Here is a 14,526-nt window from a genome sequence, read left to right as displayed (position 1 = left end):
ACCGGTCCGCGCCGCCTCCATGCCGTATCCTCGTGGGGCAGTCGCCGCCGTAGGCGAGCACCTCCCCGCCCGCCTTCTGAGGACCCCATGCGCAAGTTTCTGCTCGCCCTCGCCGCCCTCGCGGTGGCCTGCGGCTCGGCCGCGATCGGCTGGTTCGGCGTGCGCGCATGGCAGGACTCGCAGCAGGTGGCGGCCCCCACGCCGGATCCCACCGCACAGGCCGATCCCGCGGGCGAGACGCTCTCCCTGACCTTCGACGCGACCCAGGTGGCGGCGTCCGGCGAGGACCTGTTCACCCCGCCCGCCTGCGGCGAGACGTGGACGCCGCCGCACACCGAGGCCAACGGGGTGCTCCCCAAGGTCGACGCGTCGCTGCGCCAGGTCCAGGGTGTCGACACCGTCGCGATCACGCCGGGCTACACCACCGACACCGCGGGCATCGGCTTCCTCGCCTCCGAGGGCAGCATCATCGTGACCAGGGACGATGCTGTGGTCACCCCCGAGTGGGGCGGCGAGTTCGTGCCGGAGTACTACGTGGCCTTCCCCCAGGAGACCACGCTCACGCAGAACAACCTGGACCTCACCGGCTCGGTGCTGTGCGACGTCGCCAGCGAGCTGGGCGACATCTGGGACGACATCGACTGGAGCAACGCCACCGACGACGAGATCGCGGAGGCGCAGCGGCTCACCGAGGAGTTCAACGCCCGGCACGAGACCCTGCCCGCAGGGACGTACCGCGTGTACCAGTACTCCCCGATCATCCTGGGTGAGCCCGCCGCGATCGCGCGCGTGCTCAACGGGGAGGGCCTCACCGGGCTCGCGAACCTGTCCTACACCGCCGGCTACACGGCGCTGTACGCCGACGAGCGCGTGAGCGAGCACTGCACGGAACTGCAGGACGCGGACGGCAACGTCACCGACGTCCGCTGCGAGGTGCCGCAGGACGTGCTCGCCCAGGTGCTGCTCCGGGACGTGCCCGCCGAGTTCGTCGCGGACGTGCCGCCGGCCGTCGCCTTCTCCATCGCGGCCGAGTTCACGGTCGAGTAGGGCGCGCTCCGACTCGCACGCCCGCACGCGTCCCGCTCGCACGCCGTCGCGCCCGGCGCCCGGCGAAGCGAATTGTGTCGCTTTCGGAGGGCGCATGCGCCTCAGGGAGCGATTCGTGTCGCCCGCGCGACCTCACCCGCTCTTGCGGCGGAACTCCTGATGGGGGTGCGCCTCGCCATTGCCGTGCAGGTGGGTGCCGGGGCCCTGCGCGGATCCGGCGACGCCTCCGCCCTGACCGTCGTTGCCCACCCAGTCGGCCATCACCTGCTGATCGTCGCCGTCCTTGACCGCGGCGAGGAACTGCTGGGCGGACTCGTCCTTGAGCATCTTCGCGAGCTTCCCGTGGTGGAAGATCGTGACCTCGCCGTTCGTGCGGGTGGCGAAGCGGAACCCCTCTGCACCTGACATCCCCCCAGCGTGTCACGGGATGGGCCCGCGCGCGCGGCGAAGTCGCGCTCAACCTGGCGGCAGGGTCGACCGAGGGCGGGGTGCCGTTGCGGCACGCTAGCCGAATTCATGCACTTTGGGCGGGAGGTGGCCACCTTGCGGGAGGTGAACACCGGGCGGGAGGTGAACACCGGGCGGGAGGTGGATACCGGGCGGCCGAGGGCATCCGAACGGCGGGGAGGCGGAGCGCGAGTGCCGGGCACCCGGCGCCGCGAACCGCGCCACGCCCTCGGCATCAGGCTCTCGGCACAAGGTGCCCGGCGCCAGGCGCCTGAGACACCGTGAGACTTCCCGGCCCAAAGTGCATGAATTCGGCTAGCGCCGCGAAGAGAACCCTGCTGCTCCCTCGCGGCCGCAAGCCGCAACACCCCCTTCAGTCCGCGGTCGGCGGGCCGGCGAAGCGCAGACAAACGACAAGGGTCTACCCCTCACGCGCAGCGACCTCGCGAAACCGACCACCACCTACCAATTCCGAACGGGGGGGCGGGGAGAGACGGGGAGACGGGGGCTAGCGCACGCACGGGCGCGGCCCTAGGGTGGCGCACATGGTCAATGACGCCCATACCCCCACATTCGAGAACCTTCACCGCGAACGCCGCACCTTCAAGCCGGCCGTCGGATTCGCCGTCCACGCCAACGCGCGCGCCTACGAGTACAAGAAGGCCGGCGTCGACCGGCTCGAGTACTGGCGCGAGGCGGCGATGCGGCTCGCCTGGCACCGGCCGTTCACGGAGATCCTCGACTGGACCGACGCCCCCTTCGCCCGGTGGTTCTACGACGGCACCCTCAACGCGTGCGACAACGCCGTCGACCGGCACGTGCGCGAGGGTCGCGGCGACCGCGTCGCCTTCCACTTCGAGGGCGAGCCCGGCGACACGCAGACCCTCACCTATGCCGACATGCACGAGCGCGTGCAGAGGGCCGCGAACGGGCTCGCGTCCCTGGGCGTCCGGATGGGCGACCGGGTCGCGATCTACCTCCCCCAGATCCCCGAGGCCGTGGTCGCAATGCTGGCCTGCGCGCGGATCGGCGCGATCCACTCGGTGGTCTTCGGCGGCTTCAGCGCGGAGAGCCTGCGCCAGCGCATCGACGACGCCGAGGCCAAGCTGGTCATCACCGCGGACGGCGGCAACCGCCGCGGCGCCCACCTCGCGCTCAAGCCCCTGGTCGACGAGGCCCTCGCGGCCGGCGACCACCACCCCGAGGAATGCGCGAGCGTCAAGAACGTCCTCGTGGTCCGCCGCACCGGCCAGGACACCGCCTGGACCGAGGGCCGCGACCTGTGGTGGCACGACGTGGTCGACCCGCAGCCCGCCGACCACGAGCCCGTCTGGGTCCCCGCCGAGCACCCGCTGTTCATCCTCTACACGTCCGGCACCACCGGCACGCCCAAAGGCCTCTTCCACTCCACCGGCGGCTACCTCGCGGGCGCGGCCCACACGCACCGCATGGTCTTCGACCTCAAGCCCGAGACCGACGTCTACTGGTGCACCGCGGACGTGGGCTGGATCACCGGCCACTCGTACATCGTCTACGGCCCCATGACCAACGGCGCCACCCAGGTGCTCTACGAGGGCACCCCGGACACGCCGCACCGCGGCCGCTGGTGGGAGATCGTCGAGAAGTACGGCGTGACCATCTTCTACACGGCGCCGACCGCGATCCGCACGTTCATGAAGTGGGGCGAGGCCATCCCCGACGGCTACGACCTGGGCTCGCTGCGCCTGCTCGGCTCGGTGGGCGAACCCATCAACCCGGAGGCGTGGATGTGGCACCGCCGGGTGATCGGCGGCGACCGCTGCCCCGTGGTCGACACGTGGTGGCAGACCGAGACCGGCGCCATCATGATCTCCCCGCTGCCCGGCGTGACCGCCACCAAGCCCGGCTCCGCGATGACGCCCATGCCCGGCATCAGCGTGGACGTGGTGGACGATGCGGGGGTTCCGGTGGGCCCCGGCGAGGCCGGCTACCTGGTGATCACCGAGCCGTGGCCCAGCATGCTGCGCGGCATCTGGGCGGATCCCGTGCGCTACGGGCGCACCTACTGGAACCGGTTCGACGGCATGTACTTCGCCGGCGACGGAGCCAAGAAGGACGTCGACGGCGACCTGTGGCTGCTGGGCCGCATCGACGACGTCATGAACGTCTCCGGCCACCGCCTCACCACCACGGAGATCGAGCACGCGCTCGTGTCGCACCCGTGGGTCGCGGAGGCTGCGGTGGTCGGGGCGCAGGACGAGGTCACGGGCCAGGCCGTCGTGGCGTTCGTGATCGTCCGCCAGGACGCCGATGCGGTGCCCACCGACGGCGACGAGGTCGCCGCCGCGCTGCGCGAGCACGTGCGCCACGAGATCGGCGCGCTCGCGCGGCCGCGGACCATCCTGGTGGTCTCGGAGGTGCCCAAGACGCGCTCGGGCAAGATCATGCGGCGCCTGCTGCGCGACGTGGCCGAGCGCCGCCCGGTGGGCGACGTCACCACGCTCGCGGACTCGAGTGTGATGGACGCCATCCGGGACGGCCTCGCGGCAGGCACCAAGGACTGAGGCCCGAGGGCTACCCCAGCACGGCGGGGTGCTCGGGCACGTGGTGCAGCACGTGCTCGCCCAGGAACGCGAACACCGTCTCGTACCAGACGATCGCGTGCTGCGGCGCGAGCACCCAGTGGTTCTCGTTGGGGAAGTAGAGGAAGCGGTGCGGCGTGGCGCCGTCCTCGTCCGCGGAGTGCTCGTTGAGCTCGGCCCACAGGCGCAGCCCCTCGCCGATGGGCACCCGGTAGTCCTTGTCCCCGTGGATCACCAGCATCGGCGTGGTGATGCGGTCGACGAACCGGTGCGGGGAGTTCTCCAGGGCGCCCTCCGGCGTGAAGATCTCCTGCCAGTAGTCGGCGTGGTCCGTGGTGGGCCCGAACTGGTCCATGGCCCACAGGCTCGCGTGCGTGACGATCGCGTCGAAGCGGTCCGTGTGGCCCGCGATCCAGTTGGCCATGTAGCCGCCGAAGGAGCCGCCCATGGCCGCCGTGCGCGACCCGTCGACGTCCTCGCGGGCGACCGCCGCATCGGTGATGGCCATGAGGTCCGTGAACGGCCTGTCGCCCCAGCTGTTCCAGCCGCGGCCGATGAAGTCGAGCCCGTACCCGGTCGACAGCGCCGGGTCCGGCAGCAGCACGGCGTAGCCGCGCGCGGCGGCCAGCTGCGCGCACCAGCGCCACGACCAACCGTTCCACGAGTTCATGGGCCCGCCGTGGATCCACAGCAGCAGGGGCGCGGGGGACGATGCATCGGCCCCCTCGGGCAGGACGAGCCAGGCCCGGACGCGGGTCCCGTCGGCGGCCGTGGCCTCGACCTCGGTGAGCGTGCCGGGCACCTCGGGCGCGGGGGCCGGGGAGGCGAGTTCGGTGACGGTGCCGTCGAGGGCCACGCGCACGGGGTGCGGCGCCTGGGCGTAGGTCGAGCGCAGCGCGACCACCTCGCCGGTGGCGCGGTCGACGTTGATCGAGGCGTAGCCGAAGTCGTCCTCGGTGAGGCGGGTGGGTGCGCCGCCGTCGAGGGGGATGAGGAACAGCGGGCAGCGGCCGTCGTGGTCGGCGGTCGCGACGAGCGCGTCGCCGGCCGGCGCGAACGCGAGCTCGGAGACCCAGCGGTCCCAGCCCTGCGCGAGGCGGCGCGGCGCGGAGCCGTCGAGAGCGCACGCCCACAGCTCGGCGTCGCGCGGGCCGTCCGAGGTGGACTTGGGGGTGCGGACGTAGACCAGGACGTCGCCGTCCGGGGAGACGCGGGGCGTGCCGAAGTCGACGCGCGGCTCGTCGCGCAGCACGGTGTGCGCGCCCGTCGCGACGTCGATGGACACCAGGCGGGTGCGCTGCGAGCGCCCCTCGGGCACCTCGAGCGCCGCCACGACCGTCGCGCCGTCGGGGGTCGCGGCGACGCCGGAGTGGTCGCCCGCGCGGCCGCGGCCGGGGGTGAGATCCGTGGGGCGCGGCAGGTGGGCCGGGTAGGGGGACGATGCGTCGGCGGGCGTGTCCTTCGCCGCCGCGTCCTTGCGGGCGGGGATCGACTCGTCGAGGTCGGCGAGGTCGAGGGCGAACAGGTGCGGCTCGGCCGGGCCCAGGTCGTGGTCCCAGTGGCGCACGGGGTAGGTCGAGTGGAGGATCGCGTCGACCTTGCGCTTCTTGCGGTCCGCGCGGATGCGCGCGTCGTCCTCGAGCGTGGTCGCCGACGGCATCAGGCTGGCCTCGATGACCACGCGCGAGCCCTCGCGCGCCACGGCGGCGACGCCGCCGGCGCCGCCCGCGAGGCGCGTGACGGGGCGGGCCTCGCCGCCCCCGGCCGGCAGCAGCCAGAGCTGGGCCGAGGCCTCGTCCTTGACCTCCGCATCGTCCCTCGCCGAGACGAACAGGACGTCGCCGGCGGCCGTGAACTGCGCGCCACCCTCGCCCTTGACCGAGCGCGTGAGGCGGCGCGGGGCGCCCGAGCCGTCCGCGGGGGTCTCCCAGAGGGCCCGCTCGTAGGACGTGGCGTCCTCGCTCAGGGTGGCGACGGTGAGCACCGCGCGGGTGCCGTCGGGAGAGAGGGCGACCGCCTCGACGCGGGGGATCGCGATGAACTCGGACAGGTCGGTGAAGGCGCGCTCGGACATGCCCGCCACGGTACCCCGAGACACGGCCGCTCCCCTGTTGCCGACAGGCGTGAAACACCATTACACTCGTGTAGTCGGGTCACCGCGCCAGCGCGCGATCCCTGACACAGAACGTCCCCGGGCGGAGCGGTCGCGGTGCCCCCCAGCGCGACCGCCGCCCGGGGCACCTGTGTATCTGGGCACCTGTGTATCTGGGCACCTGTGTTTCTGGGGGCCTGTGTTTCTGGGGGCCTGCGCTTCTGGGGGCCTGTGTTTCTGGGGGCGGGTCGGTTTCCGGGCCCGCTCAGCGGGCCGGGTCCACGTCGCTGCCCGCCTGAGCCTCGGAGTCCGCCGCCGCCTCCGCGTCCGCCGCCGCGTCCGCATCGGCCTCCGCGTCGGCCCGGTCCAGGCGCGCCTGCTGCGCGGCCCACGGCAGCACGTCCGCGGGCTCGTCGCCCAGCGCGGACGGCCGCACCGGCGGGTCCACGAGCTCGAGCGCGAGGTCGCGCCAGCGCTCGACGGCCACGACCGCGCCGAGCACCACGAGCGCGACGCAGGTGCCGCCGAGCACGTCCGCGAGGAACGGCTCGCCCTGGTAGATGTGCCCGCCGGCGACCGCCACGAGCAGCCCGAGCGCGAGCGCGGCCCACGCCCCCAGGCGCCAGCCGCCCTCCTCGTTGTCGTGCCACAGCAGGTAGCCCGCCACCAGCACGAGCGTCGCCGCGCCGATGGAGTGCCACGACGGGAAGGATCCGGCGACCTCGTAGCCGGGCACCTCGGCGAGGCCGTCACCGGGCCCGGGGGCAGCGACCGCCCACGTCACCAGCGCCTCGAGCCCGAGCGCGAGGCCCATCGCGCCCAGCAGCAGCGCCGGGTGCCACCACGAGCGCGTCGCCCACCACCACACGCCGGCGATGACCACCACGAGGGCGGGCAGGATGACCCACCCGAGCACCACGGTCACCGCGTCGAGCGCGGTGGCGGCGGACTCGGGCGTGCCCTCGGCGATCCACTCGACCAGCGGCTGGTCGAGCAGCGCGAGGCCCTCGCCGTCGCGCACGCGACCCAGCAGGGCGAAGAACCCCCAGCCGCCCAGCGCCACCAGGGCGAGGGCGGGCCAGAGGGCGACGAGCGCATCGGCGGGGCGGAGGCGGACCTTCATGCGCCCACCCTAGGCGGCGCCCCGGCGACGGGCCGGGGCGCCGCGCAGGGGGGGGCGGGACGCGCACCCCACGGGACGCGCACCCCACGGGACGCGCACCCCACGGGCCGCGCGTCCCGGCCCCCGGACGTCAGCCGCGCAGGTCGCGCCGCGCGTACGCCCCCACGCCGATCGCGGCGAGCACCGCGGCCGCCCCGAACAGCACCACGGGCTGGTACCAGTACAGGCCGTTGTCGAGCGGGAACTCCCAGGTGACGTAGTAGAAGGGCGAGACGCGGGCGAGGGGCTCGAGCGCATCGTTCACCGCGGCGAAGGCCGTGAGCGCCCAGCCGACGATCGCGACGCCCGTGCCCGCGCCCACCGCGATGCGCGGCTGGCCGGTGACGGCGCCGGCCAGGAAGGCGGCCGCGCCGAGCACCGCGCCCAGGCCCCACAGCAGCACGCCCGTGGCGGCGATGCGCGCGTACGACATGTCGAGCCCGCCGATCGCGTTGCCCGCGGCGATGCCGGCCGCGGTGAGCGCCGCGACGGCCGCGGACACGACGAGCGTCGCGAGCGCGCGCCGCCACGCGACGGCGGCGCGGGACAGGGGCGCCCCGCCCAGCAGCGTCGAGATGGTGCGCCGGCGCTCCTCGCCCGCGAGCGCGGCGCCCGCGCCGATCGCGACCACGCCCACCGCGACGGGCGCCAGGATCGACAACCCCTCACCGTGGTACCAGCCCTCGGGCCGGGAGTAGTCGGCGAAGCCCACCATCGCCATGATCTCGTCCGGGAACGCGTCCGCGAAGGTGCCCACCACGTCCGAGACCGCGTTGAACAGCGGCCCCATCACCACCATCATCGCGAACATGCCGCCGCCGGCGACCATGAGCACGGCGCGCGAGTCGCTCACCGCCATGCCCAGCAGCCCGCGCGTGGAGCCGCGGCCGCGCAGGAGCTCGAGCACCCGGGCGACCCGCGCGTCGTCCTGCAGGCGCGCCACGATCGACAGCCGCCCCTCGCCGGAGCGCAGGTCGCGGCGCACCAGCGCCGCCCAGCCCACGAGCCAGATCGCGGCCGTGACGGCGGCGAGGACGGCGAGCTGCGGCCAGTCGGCGCCGTCGACCAGCGGCTGCGAGGCCCCGATGTAGTGCCAGGGGAAGATCTTCGCCCAGTCCTCCGCGCCCTCGACCAGCGGCAGCAGGCCGGACGCGAGGAAGGAGACCACCAGGAACGCGGTGCCGATGCCGGAGGCGAGTTGCTGCTGCCCCGTCGCGGCGCCGATCGCGAGCGCGACCGCGCCGTAGAGCAGGGACACGACCAGGACGTGCAGGGTCGCGGCGCCCACGTTGACGCCCTGGGCGGTCTCGCCGAACAGCAGCACGGTGCCCACGTAGCCCAGCCACGCGAGCAGGTTGACGGCCAGCGCGATGGTGAGCGCGGCCGCGGACTTCGACGCGTACAGGCGCGAGCGCGAGCGCGGCGCGGTGGTGAGCACGTTCATGGTGCCGTCGCGCTCCTCGCCCGCGATCGCGGCGGCGCCCATCGAGACGGCGATCCCGGCCACCACGAACGGGCCCAGGAAGTTGAACATCATCGACATCATGAGGCCGGTGACGCCCGCGTCCCCGCTGATGCCCACCAGGGTCGAGTAGAACTCGGGCATCTGGTCGAAGAAGTCCACCGCATCGTCCCCGATGCCGGAGTACGCCCACATGCCGAAGACCGCGACCAGCCACAGCGACCCCACGCCGATGAGGGCGCCCAGCCACCGGTCCCGGACGGACTTGAGATAGAGGCTGCCCAGCATCACGCACGCTCCGCGGGGGACGATGCGGGGGCCGGGTCGGACGCGCCGCCCGCCTGGGCGGGCGCGCCGGCGCGGGCGTCGGCCTCCTCGACCTCGCCCCGGTAGAACTGCAGGAACATCTCGTCGAGGTCCACCGTCGCGGAGGACAAGGACAGGACGTCGTGCGCGGTGGCGACGCGCAGCAGGGGGCCCATGGAGCCCTCGTACTGCGCGGTCACGGTCGCGCCGTCCGCGGAGACGGTGTGCACGCCCTCGACCCCGTCGAAGGCGGCGGCCGGGACGGGCTCGGCGAACTCGAGCGTGACCGAGCGCAGCGCCTTCTCCTGAAGCTCGCTCATGCGCTCGACCGCGATGAGGCGGCCGCGGCGGATGAACCCCACGCGGTCGGCGACGCGCTCGACCTCCGACAGGGTATGGCTGGACAGGAACACCGTGTTGCCGGCGGCGGCGTGCTCGCGCATGAGGTCGTGGAACTCGAGCTGGACCAGCGGGTCGAGGCCCGTGATGGGCTCGTCGAGGATGACCACCTCGGGGCGGTTCATGAAGGCCTGGATGAGGCCCACCTTCTGGCGGTTGCCGCTGGAGAGCTCGCCCACCTTCTTGGTGAGCTCGGCGTCGAAGCGGCGCGCGAGCTCGTCGACCCACGCCCAGTCGACGCCGCCGCGCAGGTTGGCGAGGAACTGCAGGGTCTCGCGGCCGGTGAGGTTGGGGTAGAGCGCGAGGTCGGAGGGGAGGAAGCCCAGGTGGCGGCGGATCTCGACCGCGTCGCGGCGGGAGTCGAGGCCGGCGATGCGGCACTCGCCCTCCGACGCGCGGATGAGGTCGAGCAGGCACCGGATGGTGGTCGACTTGCCCGCGCCGTTGGGGCCCAGGAAGCCGAAGACCTCGCCCCGCTCGATGGTGAGCGAGACCTGGTCGACGGCGGTGAAGTCCCCGAAGCGCTTGGTGAGGCCGACGGTCTCGATGGCGGGGGCGGTGGTCATGGTGTTCCCTTCTCCAAAGACTCATTCATGCGCGCGAGCAGGCTGGGCCACTCGCGCTCGAAGAACTCCGCGACGGCGCGGAGCTCCGTGATGCGTTCGGGACGCTCGGCGGGGAGCACGTCCTCGCCGGCGATCGCGAGCTCCTTGAGCGCCGCGATCCGTCCCATCTCCGATGTCATGACGCGCTGCCACGCGCCGGGGCGCAGGCGGTAGTACTGCACCCGCTCCCCCTGCAGGCGCACCGGCTCGGCGAACTCGATCTCGACGAGCGAGCGCAGCTGCGTCGACACGGTGCCGGCGCTCAGGGACAGCGACTCCTGGATCTGCGCCTGGCTCTGATGGGGCGGGTCGCAGATCATGAGCCACGCGAGGATCTCGCTCCACGCCCGCGAGGAGCCCAGGATCGAGAAGTAGGTCGCGACCCGGTCGACGTAGGCGTGCTGCTGCTCCGTCATCGGCATTTTTCAATAATGCCTGAAACTTTCGAAGTCGGCAAGGTGACGGCAAGGTGAACGCGGTTCCCTGTCGGGCCGCGGGAGGCGACGGCGCCGCCCCGGGCATGGAACTATGGGCGCATGAGCGAGCCTCTCGAGATCAACGACGCCGCCCCGGCGCCCGCCCCCGCCCCCGACGCCGCGCCCGTCGAGGCGCCCGACGAGACCTTCGCGGTGCCGACGGTCGAGTTCGAGGACGACGAGCCGCCGGCCGAGCTCCCCGACGACCGCTACCTGGACCGCGAGCTGTCGTGGCTCGCGTTCAACGAGCGGGTGCTCGACCTCGCCGAGGACCCCCACACGCCGCTGCTCGAGCGCGCGCGCTTCCTCGCGATCTTCGCGTCCAACCTGGACGAGTTCTTCATGGTGCGCGTGGCCGGCCTCAAGCGCCGCATCGCCGCCGGCCTCGCGGTGCCGTCCGCGACCGGCATGAGCGCGACGCGCCAGATGGAGGCCATCGTCGAGCGCGCCCACGAGATCATGGACCGCCACGCCGAGGTGTTCGAGGAGCAGGTGCGTCCCGCGCTCGCGAACGAGGGCATCAACATCGTGCGCTACGACGACCTCCACGAGTCGGAGCAGAACCGCCTGCGCAAGCTCTACCGCTCGGACATCTTCCCGGTCCTCACGCCGCTTGCGGTCGACCCGGCGCACCCGTTCCCGTACATCTCCGGCCTGTCGCTCAACCTGGCCGTCGAGATCCGCAACCCCGACACGGGCAAGGACCACTTCGCCCGCGTCAAGGTGCCGGAGACCCTCCCCCGCTTCCTGTCCGTCGACGCGACGGGCCACGTGGGCCAGGTGACCGATGCATCGTCCCTCTCCGACGAGCCCCGCTCGTTCGTGCCGCTCGAGGACGTCATCGCCGCCCACCTCGACTACCTGTTCCCGGGCATGGAGGTGGTGGACCACTACACCTTCCGCGTCACGCGCAACGAGGACGTCGAAGTCGAGGAGGACGACGCGGAGAACCTCCTCAAGGCCATGGAGAAGGAGCTGCTGCGCCGCCGCTTCGGCCCCGCCGTGCGCCTCGAGATCGCGGACGACCTCCCGGAGCACGTGCGCGAGCTGCTGGTGCGCGAGCTGGGCATCACCGAGAACGACGTGTTCGAGCTGCCCGCGCCGCTCGACCTCACGGGCCTCAACCTCATCGCGGACCTGGACCGGCCGGCGCTGCAGTACCCGTCGTTCCGTCCCACGACGCACCACAAGCTCGCGCCCGTCGAGACGGCGGACGAGCAGAACCTGTTCGACGCGATCACGCGCAACGACGTGCTGCTGCACCACCCGTACGACTCGTTCTCCACCTCGGTGCAGTCGTTCCTCGCGCAGGCCGCGGCCGACCCGCAGGTGCTCGCCATCAAGCAGACGCTCTACCGCACCTCGGGCGACTCGCCCATCGTCGACTCCCTCATCGAGGCGGCGCACGCGGGCAAGCAGGTGCTCGCCCTGGTGGAGATCAAGGCGCGCTTCGACGAGCAGCGCAACATCTCCTGGGCGCGCAAGCTCGAGGAGGCGGGCGTGCACGTGGTGTACGGCCTCGTCGGCCTCAAGACGCACTGCAAGCTGTCGCTCGTGGTGCGCCAGGAGAAGGACGGCCTGCACCGCTACTGCCACGTGGGCACGGGCAACTACCACCCCAAGACCGCACGCCTGTACGAGGACTACGGCCTGCTCACCAAGGACCCCGACGTCGGCTCGGACCTCACCAAGCTGTTCAACCAGCTGTCGGGCTACGCGCCCAAGGCGAAGTTCCGCCGCCTGCTGGTCGCGCCGGTCAGCGTGCGCTCGGGCCTCATCGAGCGCATCGAGCGCGAGGCCCGCAACGCCGCCGAGGGCAAGGAGGCCTGGGTCAAGATCAAGGTCAACTCCGCGGTGGACGAGAAGATCATCGACGCGCTCTACCGCGCCTCGCGGGCGGGCGTGAAGGTGGACGTCAACGTGCGCGGCATCTGCGCCGTCCGCCCCGGGGTGCCGGGCATGTCCGACAACGTGCGCGTGCGCTCCATCCTGGGCCGCTTTCTCGAGCACTCGCGCATCTACGCGTTCGCGAACGACGGCGACGCCGAGGTGTACATCGGCTCGGCGGACCTGATGCACCGCAACCTGGACCGCCGCATCGAGGCGCTCATCACGGTGGTGGACCCGCAGCAGAAGGCGCTGCTGGTCGAGAACATCGACATGGCGATGAGCCACCAGGTCACCGGCTGGGAGCTGGGCGAGGACGGCGGCTGGGACCGCACCGTCACCGACGGCGAGGGCCGCCGCCTGCGCGACATGCAGGAGACGTACATCAAGCGCCAGCCCAAGAGGCGGGCCAAGGGCAAGTGAGCCACCACCCCCCGGGCTCCGTCGTCGCCGGCGGAGCCCTGGTGTGGAGGGTGATGGACGGCGAGTTCCAGGTGCTCGCCGTGCATCGTCCCCGGTACAACGACTGGTCGTGGCCCAAGGGCAAGCTCGACAAGGGCGAGTCCATGGCCGAATGCGCGGTGCGCGAGGTGGCCGAGGAGACCGGCCTCCAGGTGCAGCTGGGCCAGCCGCTGCCCACCATCCGCTATCCCGTGGGGGACAAGCAGAAGGTGGTCAAGTACTGGGCCGCGCAGGTGATGGCACCGGACGCGCCCGCGCTGGCCGCGCGGCCGCCGTACAAGCCGGCGCCCAAGCACGAGATCGACCGGATGCGGTGGCTCACCCTCGAGGAGGCGCACCGCACCATCACCTTCCCGGACGACCTGCGGCCGCTCGCCGCGCTGGCGACGGCGTACGAGTTCGGGCGCCTCGAGACCCGGCCCTTCGCGGTGGTGCGGCACGCCCGCGCCACCCGGCGCAAGGCGTGGCACCGGGACGACCTCTCGCGGCCCCTGGCCCCCACCGGGTATCCGCGGTCGTACGCGCTCGTCCCGCTGCTCGCGTGCTTCGGGATCACCAAGGTGGACTCCTCGCCCGCGAAGCGCTGCGTCGATACCGTGACGCCGTACGCGGAGGCGATCGGCGTGGAGGTGCGGCTGCGCGAGGAGATCACCGAGGAGGCGCACGCGGAGGATCCCGAGGCCGCCGGCGAGCGCTACGCCACGCTGCTGGGGCGGCCCCACGCTCGGGCGGTGTGCGTGCATCGGCCCACGCTGCCCACCCTCATCGGGCTGCTGCGCGCGGCCGTGCGGCCCTTCACGCGCGGCGCCCTGCCCCGCCGCAACCCGTTCCTGCCCGCCGGCGGCGTGCTGGTCGCGCACGTGCGGGACACGGAGGACGGCCCCGAGGTCATCGCGGTGGAGTCGCACCTGCTGAAGATCCACGTCTGACCGCGCAGCGCTCTGGACACTGCGCACGGAATGCCCGCCGACACGCCGGTCGCGGGAGGCGAAACGGGGTCAGTGCGCGGCGTGTCGGACTCGAGTCCGTGCGGAGTGTCCGCTGTGGCGCGGCGGCGCGTGCGCACAATGGGGCCGGCGCTCCACGTCCTGGGCGCGGCGCTCCCCGCGAGGTGCTGAGTGCCCGCCGCATCGCCGGGTGCGCCTCGTGAGGCGCTGAGTGCCCGCCGCATCGCCGGCCGCGCCCCGTGAGGCGCTGAGTGCCCGCCGCATTGCCGAGTGCGCCCCACGAGGTGCTGAGTGCCCAAAAAGTGCCAAAACGGGCACTGAGAACCTCGCAGCGCGCGGCGCGGCGGCCGGGGCAGAACGCGGCGCGCGGGCCGGGGCAGAACACATCGTGCGAGCGGCGGAAGAAGGCAGCGCGCGAGCCGGGGCAGAAAGCGACGCCGGACCGTGGAGCGCCAGTCGGCGCTAAGGCCGCTCGAGGCGGCAAGTGTTGGAGCCCGGGGCTGCCGCGGTCCGACGTCTGACCCCCACCATACGCCTGTTACGAGACCCCGCGAACCACCCGTGGATGGGCTACGCTCGGCGCCCCGATCGGGGGTCGGATCACGGACTCGGGGGCACGCTTCCGCGGGTCATCCCGCCGGCCGAAGAGGCGGACGACGGCGCACGAACGCGC

The 14,526-nt window shown here is 72.7% G+C and carries 10 protein-coding genes; 4 read left to right on the top strand and 6 right to left on the bottom strand.

What is annotated here, in order from left to right:
- Positions 1 to 87: 87 nt before the first annotated feature.
- The gene (locus AOM03_RS06105) at positions 88 to 1,047 is read left to right on the top strand and encodes a hypothetical protein (protein ID WP_062379397.1); all 960 of its coding nucleotides are present in this window, start codon (positions 88 to 90) and stop codon (positions 1,045 to 1,047) included.
- 132 nt (positions 1,048 to 1,179) lie between these two features.
- Here AOM03_RS06105 and AOM03_RS06100 read toward each other — a convergent pair whose 3' ends face one another.
- A complete protein-coding gene (locus AOM03_RS06100) occupies positions 1,180 to 1,455 on the bottom strand; it encodes a hypothetical protein (protein WP_062379396.1) in 276 nt (91 codons plus the stop codon).
- Positions 1,456 to 2,039: 584 nt separating this feature from the next.
- On the opposite strand from AOM03_RS06100, the gene acs reads away from it, so the two are divergent.
- On the top strand, positions 2,040 to 4,037 hold the full coding sequence (acs, locus tag AOM03_RS06095; RefSeq protein ID WP_062379395.1) for an acetate--CoA ligase: 1,998 nt from the start codon (positions 2,040 to 2,042) through the stop codon (positions 4,035 to 4,037).
- A gap of 10 nt (positions 4,038 to 4,047) precedes the next feature.
- On the opposite strand, the gene AOM03_RS06090 is transcribed toward acs, so the two are convergent.
- The 5 genes from AOM03_RS06090 to AOM03_RS06070 form a co-directional block, all read right to left on the bottom strand.
- The gene (locus AOM03_RS06090; RefSeq protein ID WP_062379393.1) at positions 4,048 to 6,129 is read right to left on the bottom strand and encodes a S9 family peptidase; all 2,082 of its coding nucleotides are present in this window, start codon (positions 6,127 to 6,129) and stop codon (positions 4,048 to 4,050) included.
- 283 nt (positions 6,130 to 6,412) lie between these two features.
- Positions 6,413 to 7,270 (bottom strand): phosphatase PAP2 family protein, encoded by an 858-nt coding sequence (locus AOM03_RS06085; RefSeq protein ID WP_062379391.1) that lies wholly within the window; start codon positions 7,268 to 7,270, stop codon positions 6,413 to 6,415.
- Between the two features lie 130 nt (positions 7,271 to 7,400).
- Positions 7,401 to 9,059: a DUF2705 family protein gene (locus AOM03_RS06080; protein ID WP_062379389.1), complete on the bottom strand. Its 1,659-nt coding sequence runs from the start codon at positions 9,057 to 9,059 to the stop codon at positions 7,401 to 7,403.
- Complete coding sequence (locus AOM03_RS06075; protein WP_082092194.1) at positions 9,059 to 10,042, bottom strand: ABC transporter ATP-binding protein; 984 nt, start codon at positions 10,040 to 10,042, stop codon at positions 9,059 to 9,061. The genes AOM03_RS06080 and AOM03_RS06075 overlap by 1 nt, the downstream gene beginning before the upstream one ends.
- Positions 10,039 to 10,497 carry a GbsR/MarR family transcriptional regulator gene (locus AOM03_RS06070; RefSeq protein ID WP_062379387.1) on the bottom strand — a complete coding sequence of 153 codons (459 nt, stop codon included), beginning with the start codon at positions 10,495 to 10,497 and terminating at the stop codon, positions 10,039 to 10,041. The genes AOM03_RS06075 and AOM03_RS06070 overlap by 4 nt, the downstream gene beginning before the upstream one ends.
- A gap of 120 nt (positions 10,498 to 10,617) precedes the next feature.
- Here AOM03_RS06070 and AOM03_RS06065 point away from each other — a divergent pair, with 120 nt between their 5' ends.
- Complete coding sequence (locus AOM03_RS06065; protein ID WP_082092193.1) at positions 10,618 to 12,867, top strand: RNA degradosome polyphosphate kinase; 2,250 nt, start codon at positions 10,618 to 10,620, stop codon at positions 12,865 to 12,867.
- The gene (locus AOM03_RS06060; protein ID WP_156157650.1) at positions 12,864 to 13,835 is read left to right on the top strand and encodes an NUDIX hydrolase; all 972 of its coding nucleotides are present in this window, start codon (positions 12,864 to 12,866) and stop codon (positions 13,833 to 13,835) included. The genes AOM03_RS06065 and AOM03_RS06060 overlap by 4 nt, the downstream gene beginning before the upstream one ends.
- Positions 13,836 to 14,526: the final 691 nt, after the last annotated feature.

Source organism: Demequina pelophila (genome assembly GCF_000971175.1).
Taxonomy (GTDB): domain Bacteria; phylum Actinomycetota; class Actinomycetes; order Actinomycetales; family Demequinaceae; genus Demequina; species Demequina pelophila.
This window is presented reverse-complemented; position numbering and strand designations above follow the sequence as displayed.

Bases quoted from the DNA above. Each gene is read 5' to 3' on its own strand.
- AOM03_RS06090 (WP_062379393.1), bottom strand. From the start codon at position 6,129: ATGTCCGAGCGCGCCTTCACCGACCTGTCCGAGTTCATCGCGATCCCC.
- acs (WP_062379395.1), top strand. From the start codon at position 2,040: ATGGTCAATGACGCCCATACCCCCACATTCGAGAACCTTCACCGCGAA.
- AOM03_RS06075 (WP_082092194.1), bottom strand. From the start codon at position 10,042: ATGACCACCGCCCCCGCCATCGAGACCGTCGGCCTCACCAAGCGCTTC.
- AOM03_RS06065 (WP_082092193.1), top strand. From the start codon at position 10,618: ATGAGCGAGCCTCTCGAGATCAACGACGCCGCCCCGGCGCCCGCCCCC.
- AOM03_RS06080 (WP_062379389.1), bottom strand. From the start codon at position 9,059: ATGCTGGGCAGCCTCTATCTCAAGTCCGTCCGGGACCGGTGGCTGGGC.
- AOM03_RS06100 (WP_062379396.1), bottom strand. From the start codon at position 1,455: ATGTCAGGTGCAGAGGGGTTCCGCTTCGCCACCCGCACGAACGGCGAG.
- AOM03_RS06070 (WP_062379387.1), bottom strand. From the start codon at position 10,497: ATGACGGAGCAGCAGCACGCCTACGTCGACCGGGTCGCGACCTACTTC.
- AOM03_RS06085 (WP_062379391.1), bottom strand. From the start codon at position 7,270: ATGAAGGTCCGCCTCCGCCCCGCCGATGCGCTCGTCGCCCTCTGGCCC.
- AOM03_RS06105 (WP_062379397.1), top strand. From the start codon at position 88: ATGCGCAAGTTTCTGCTCGCCCTCGCCGCCCTCGCGGTGGCCTGCGGC.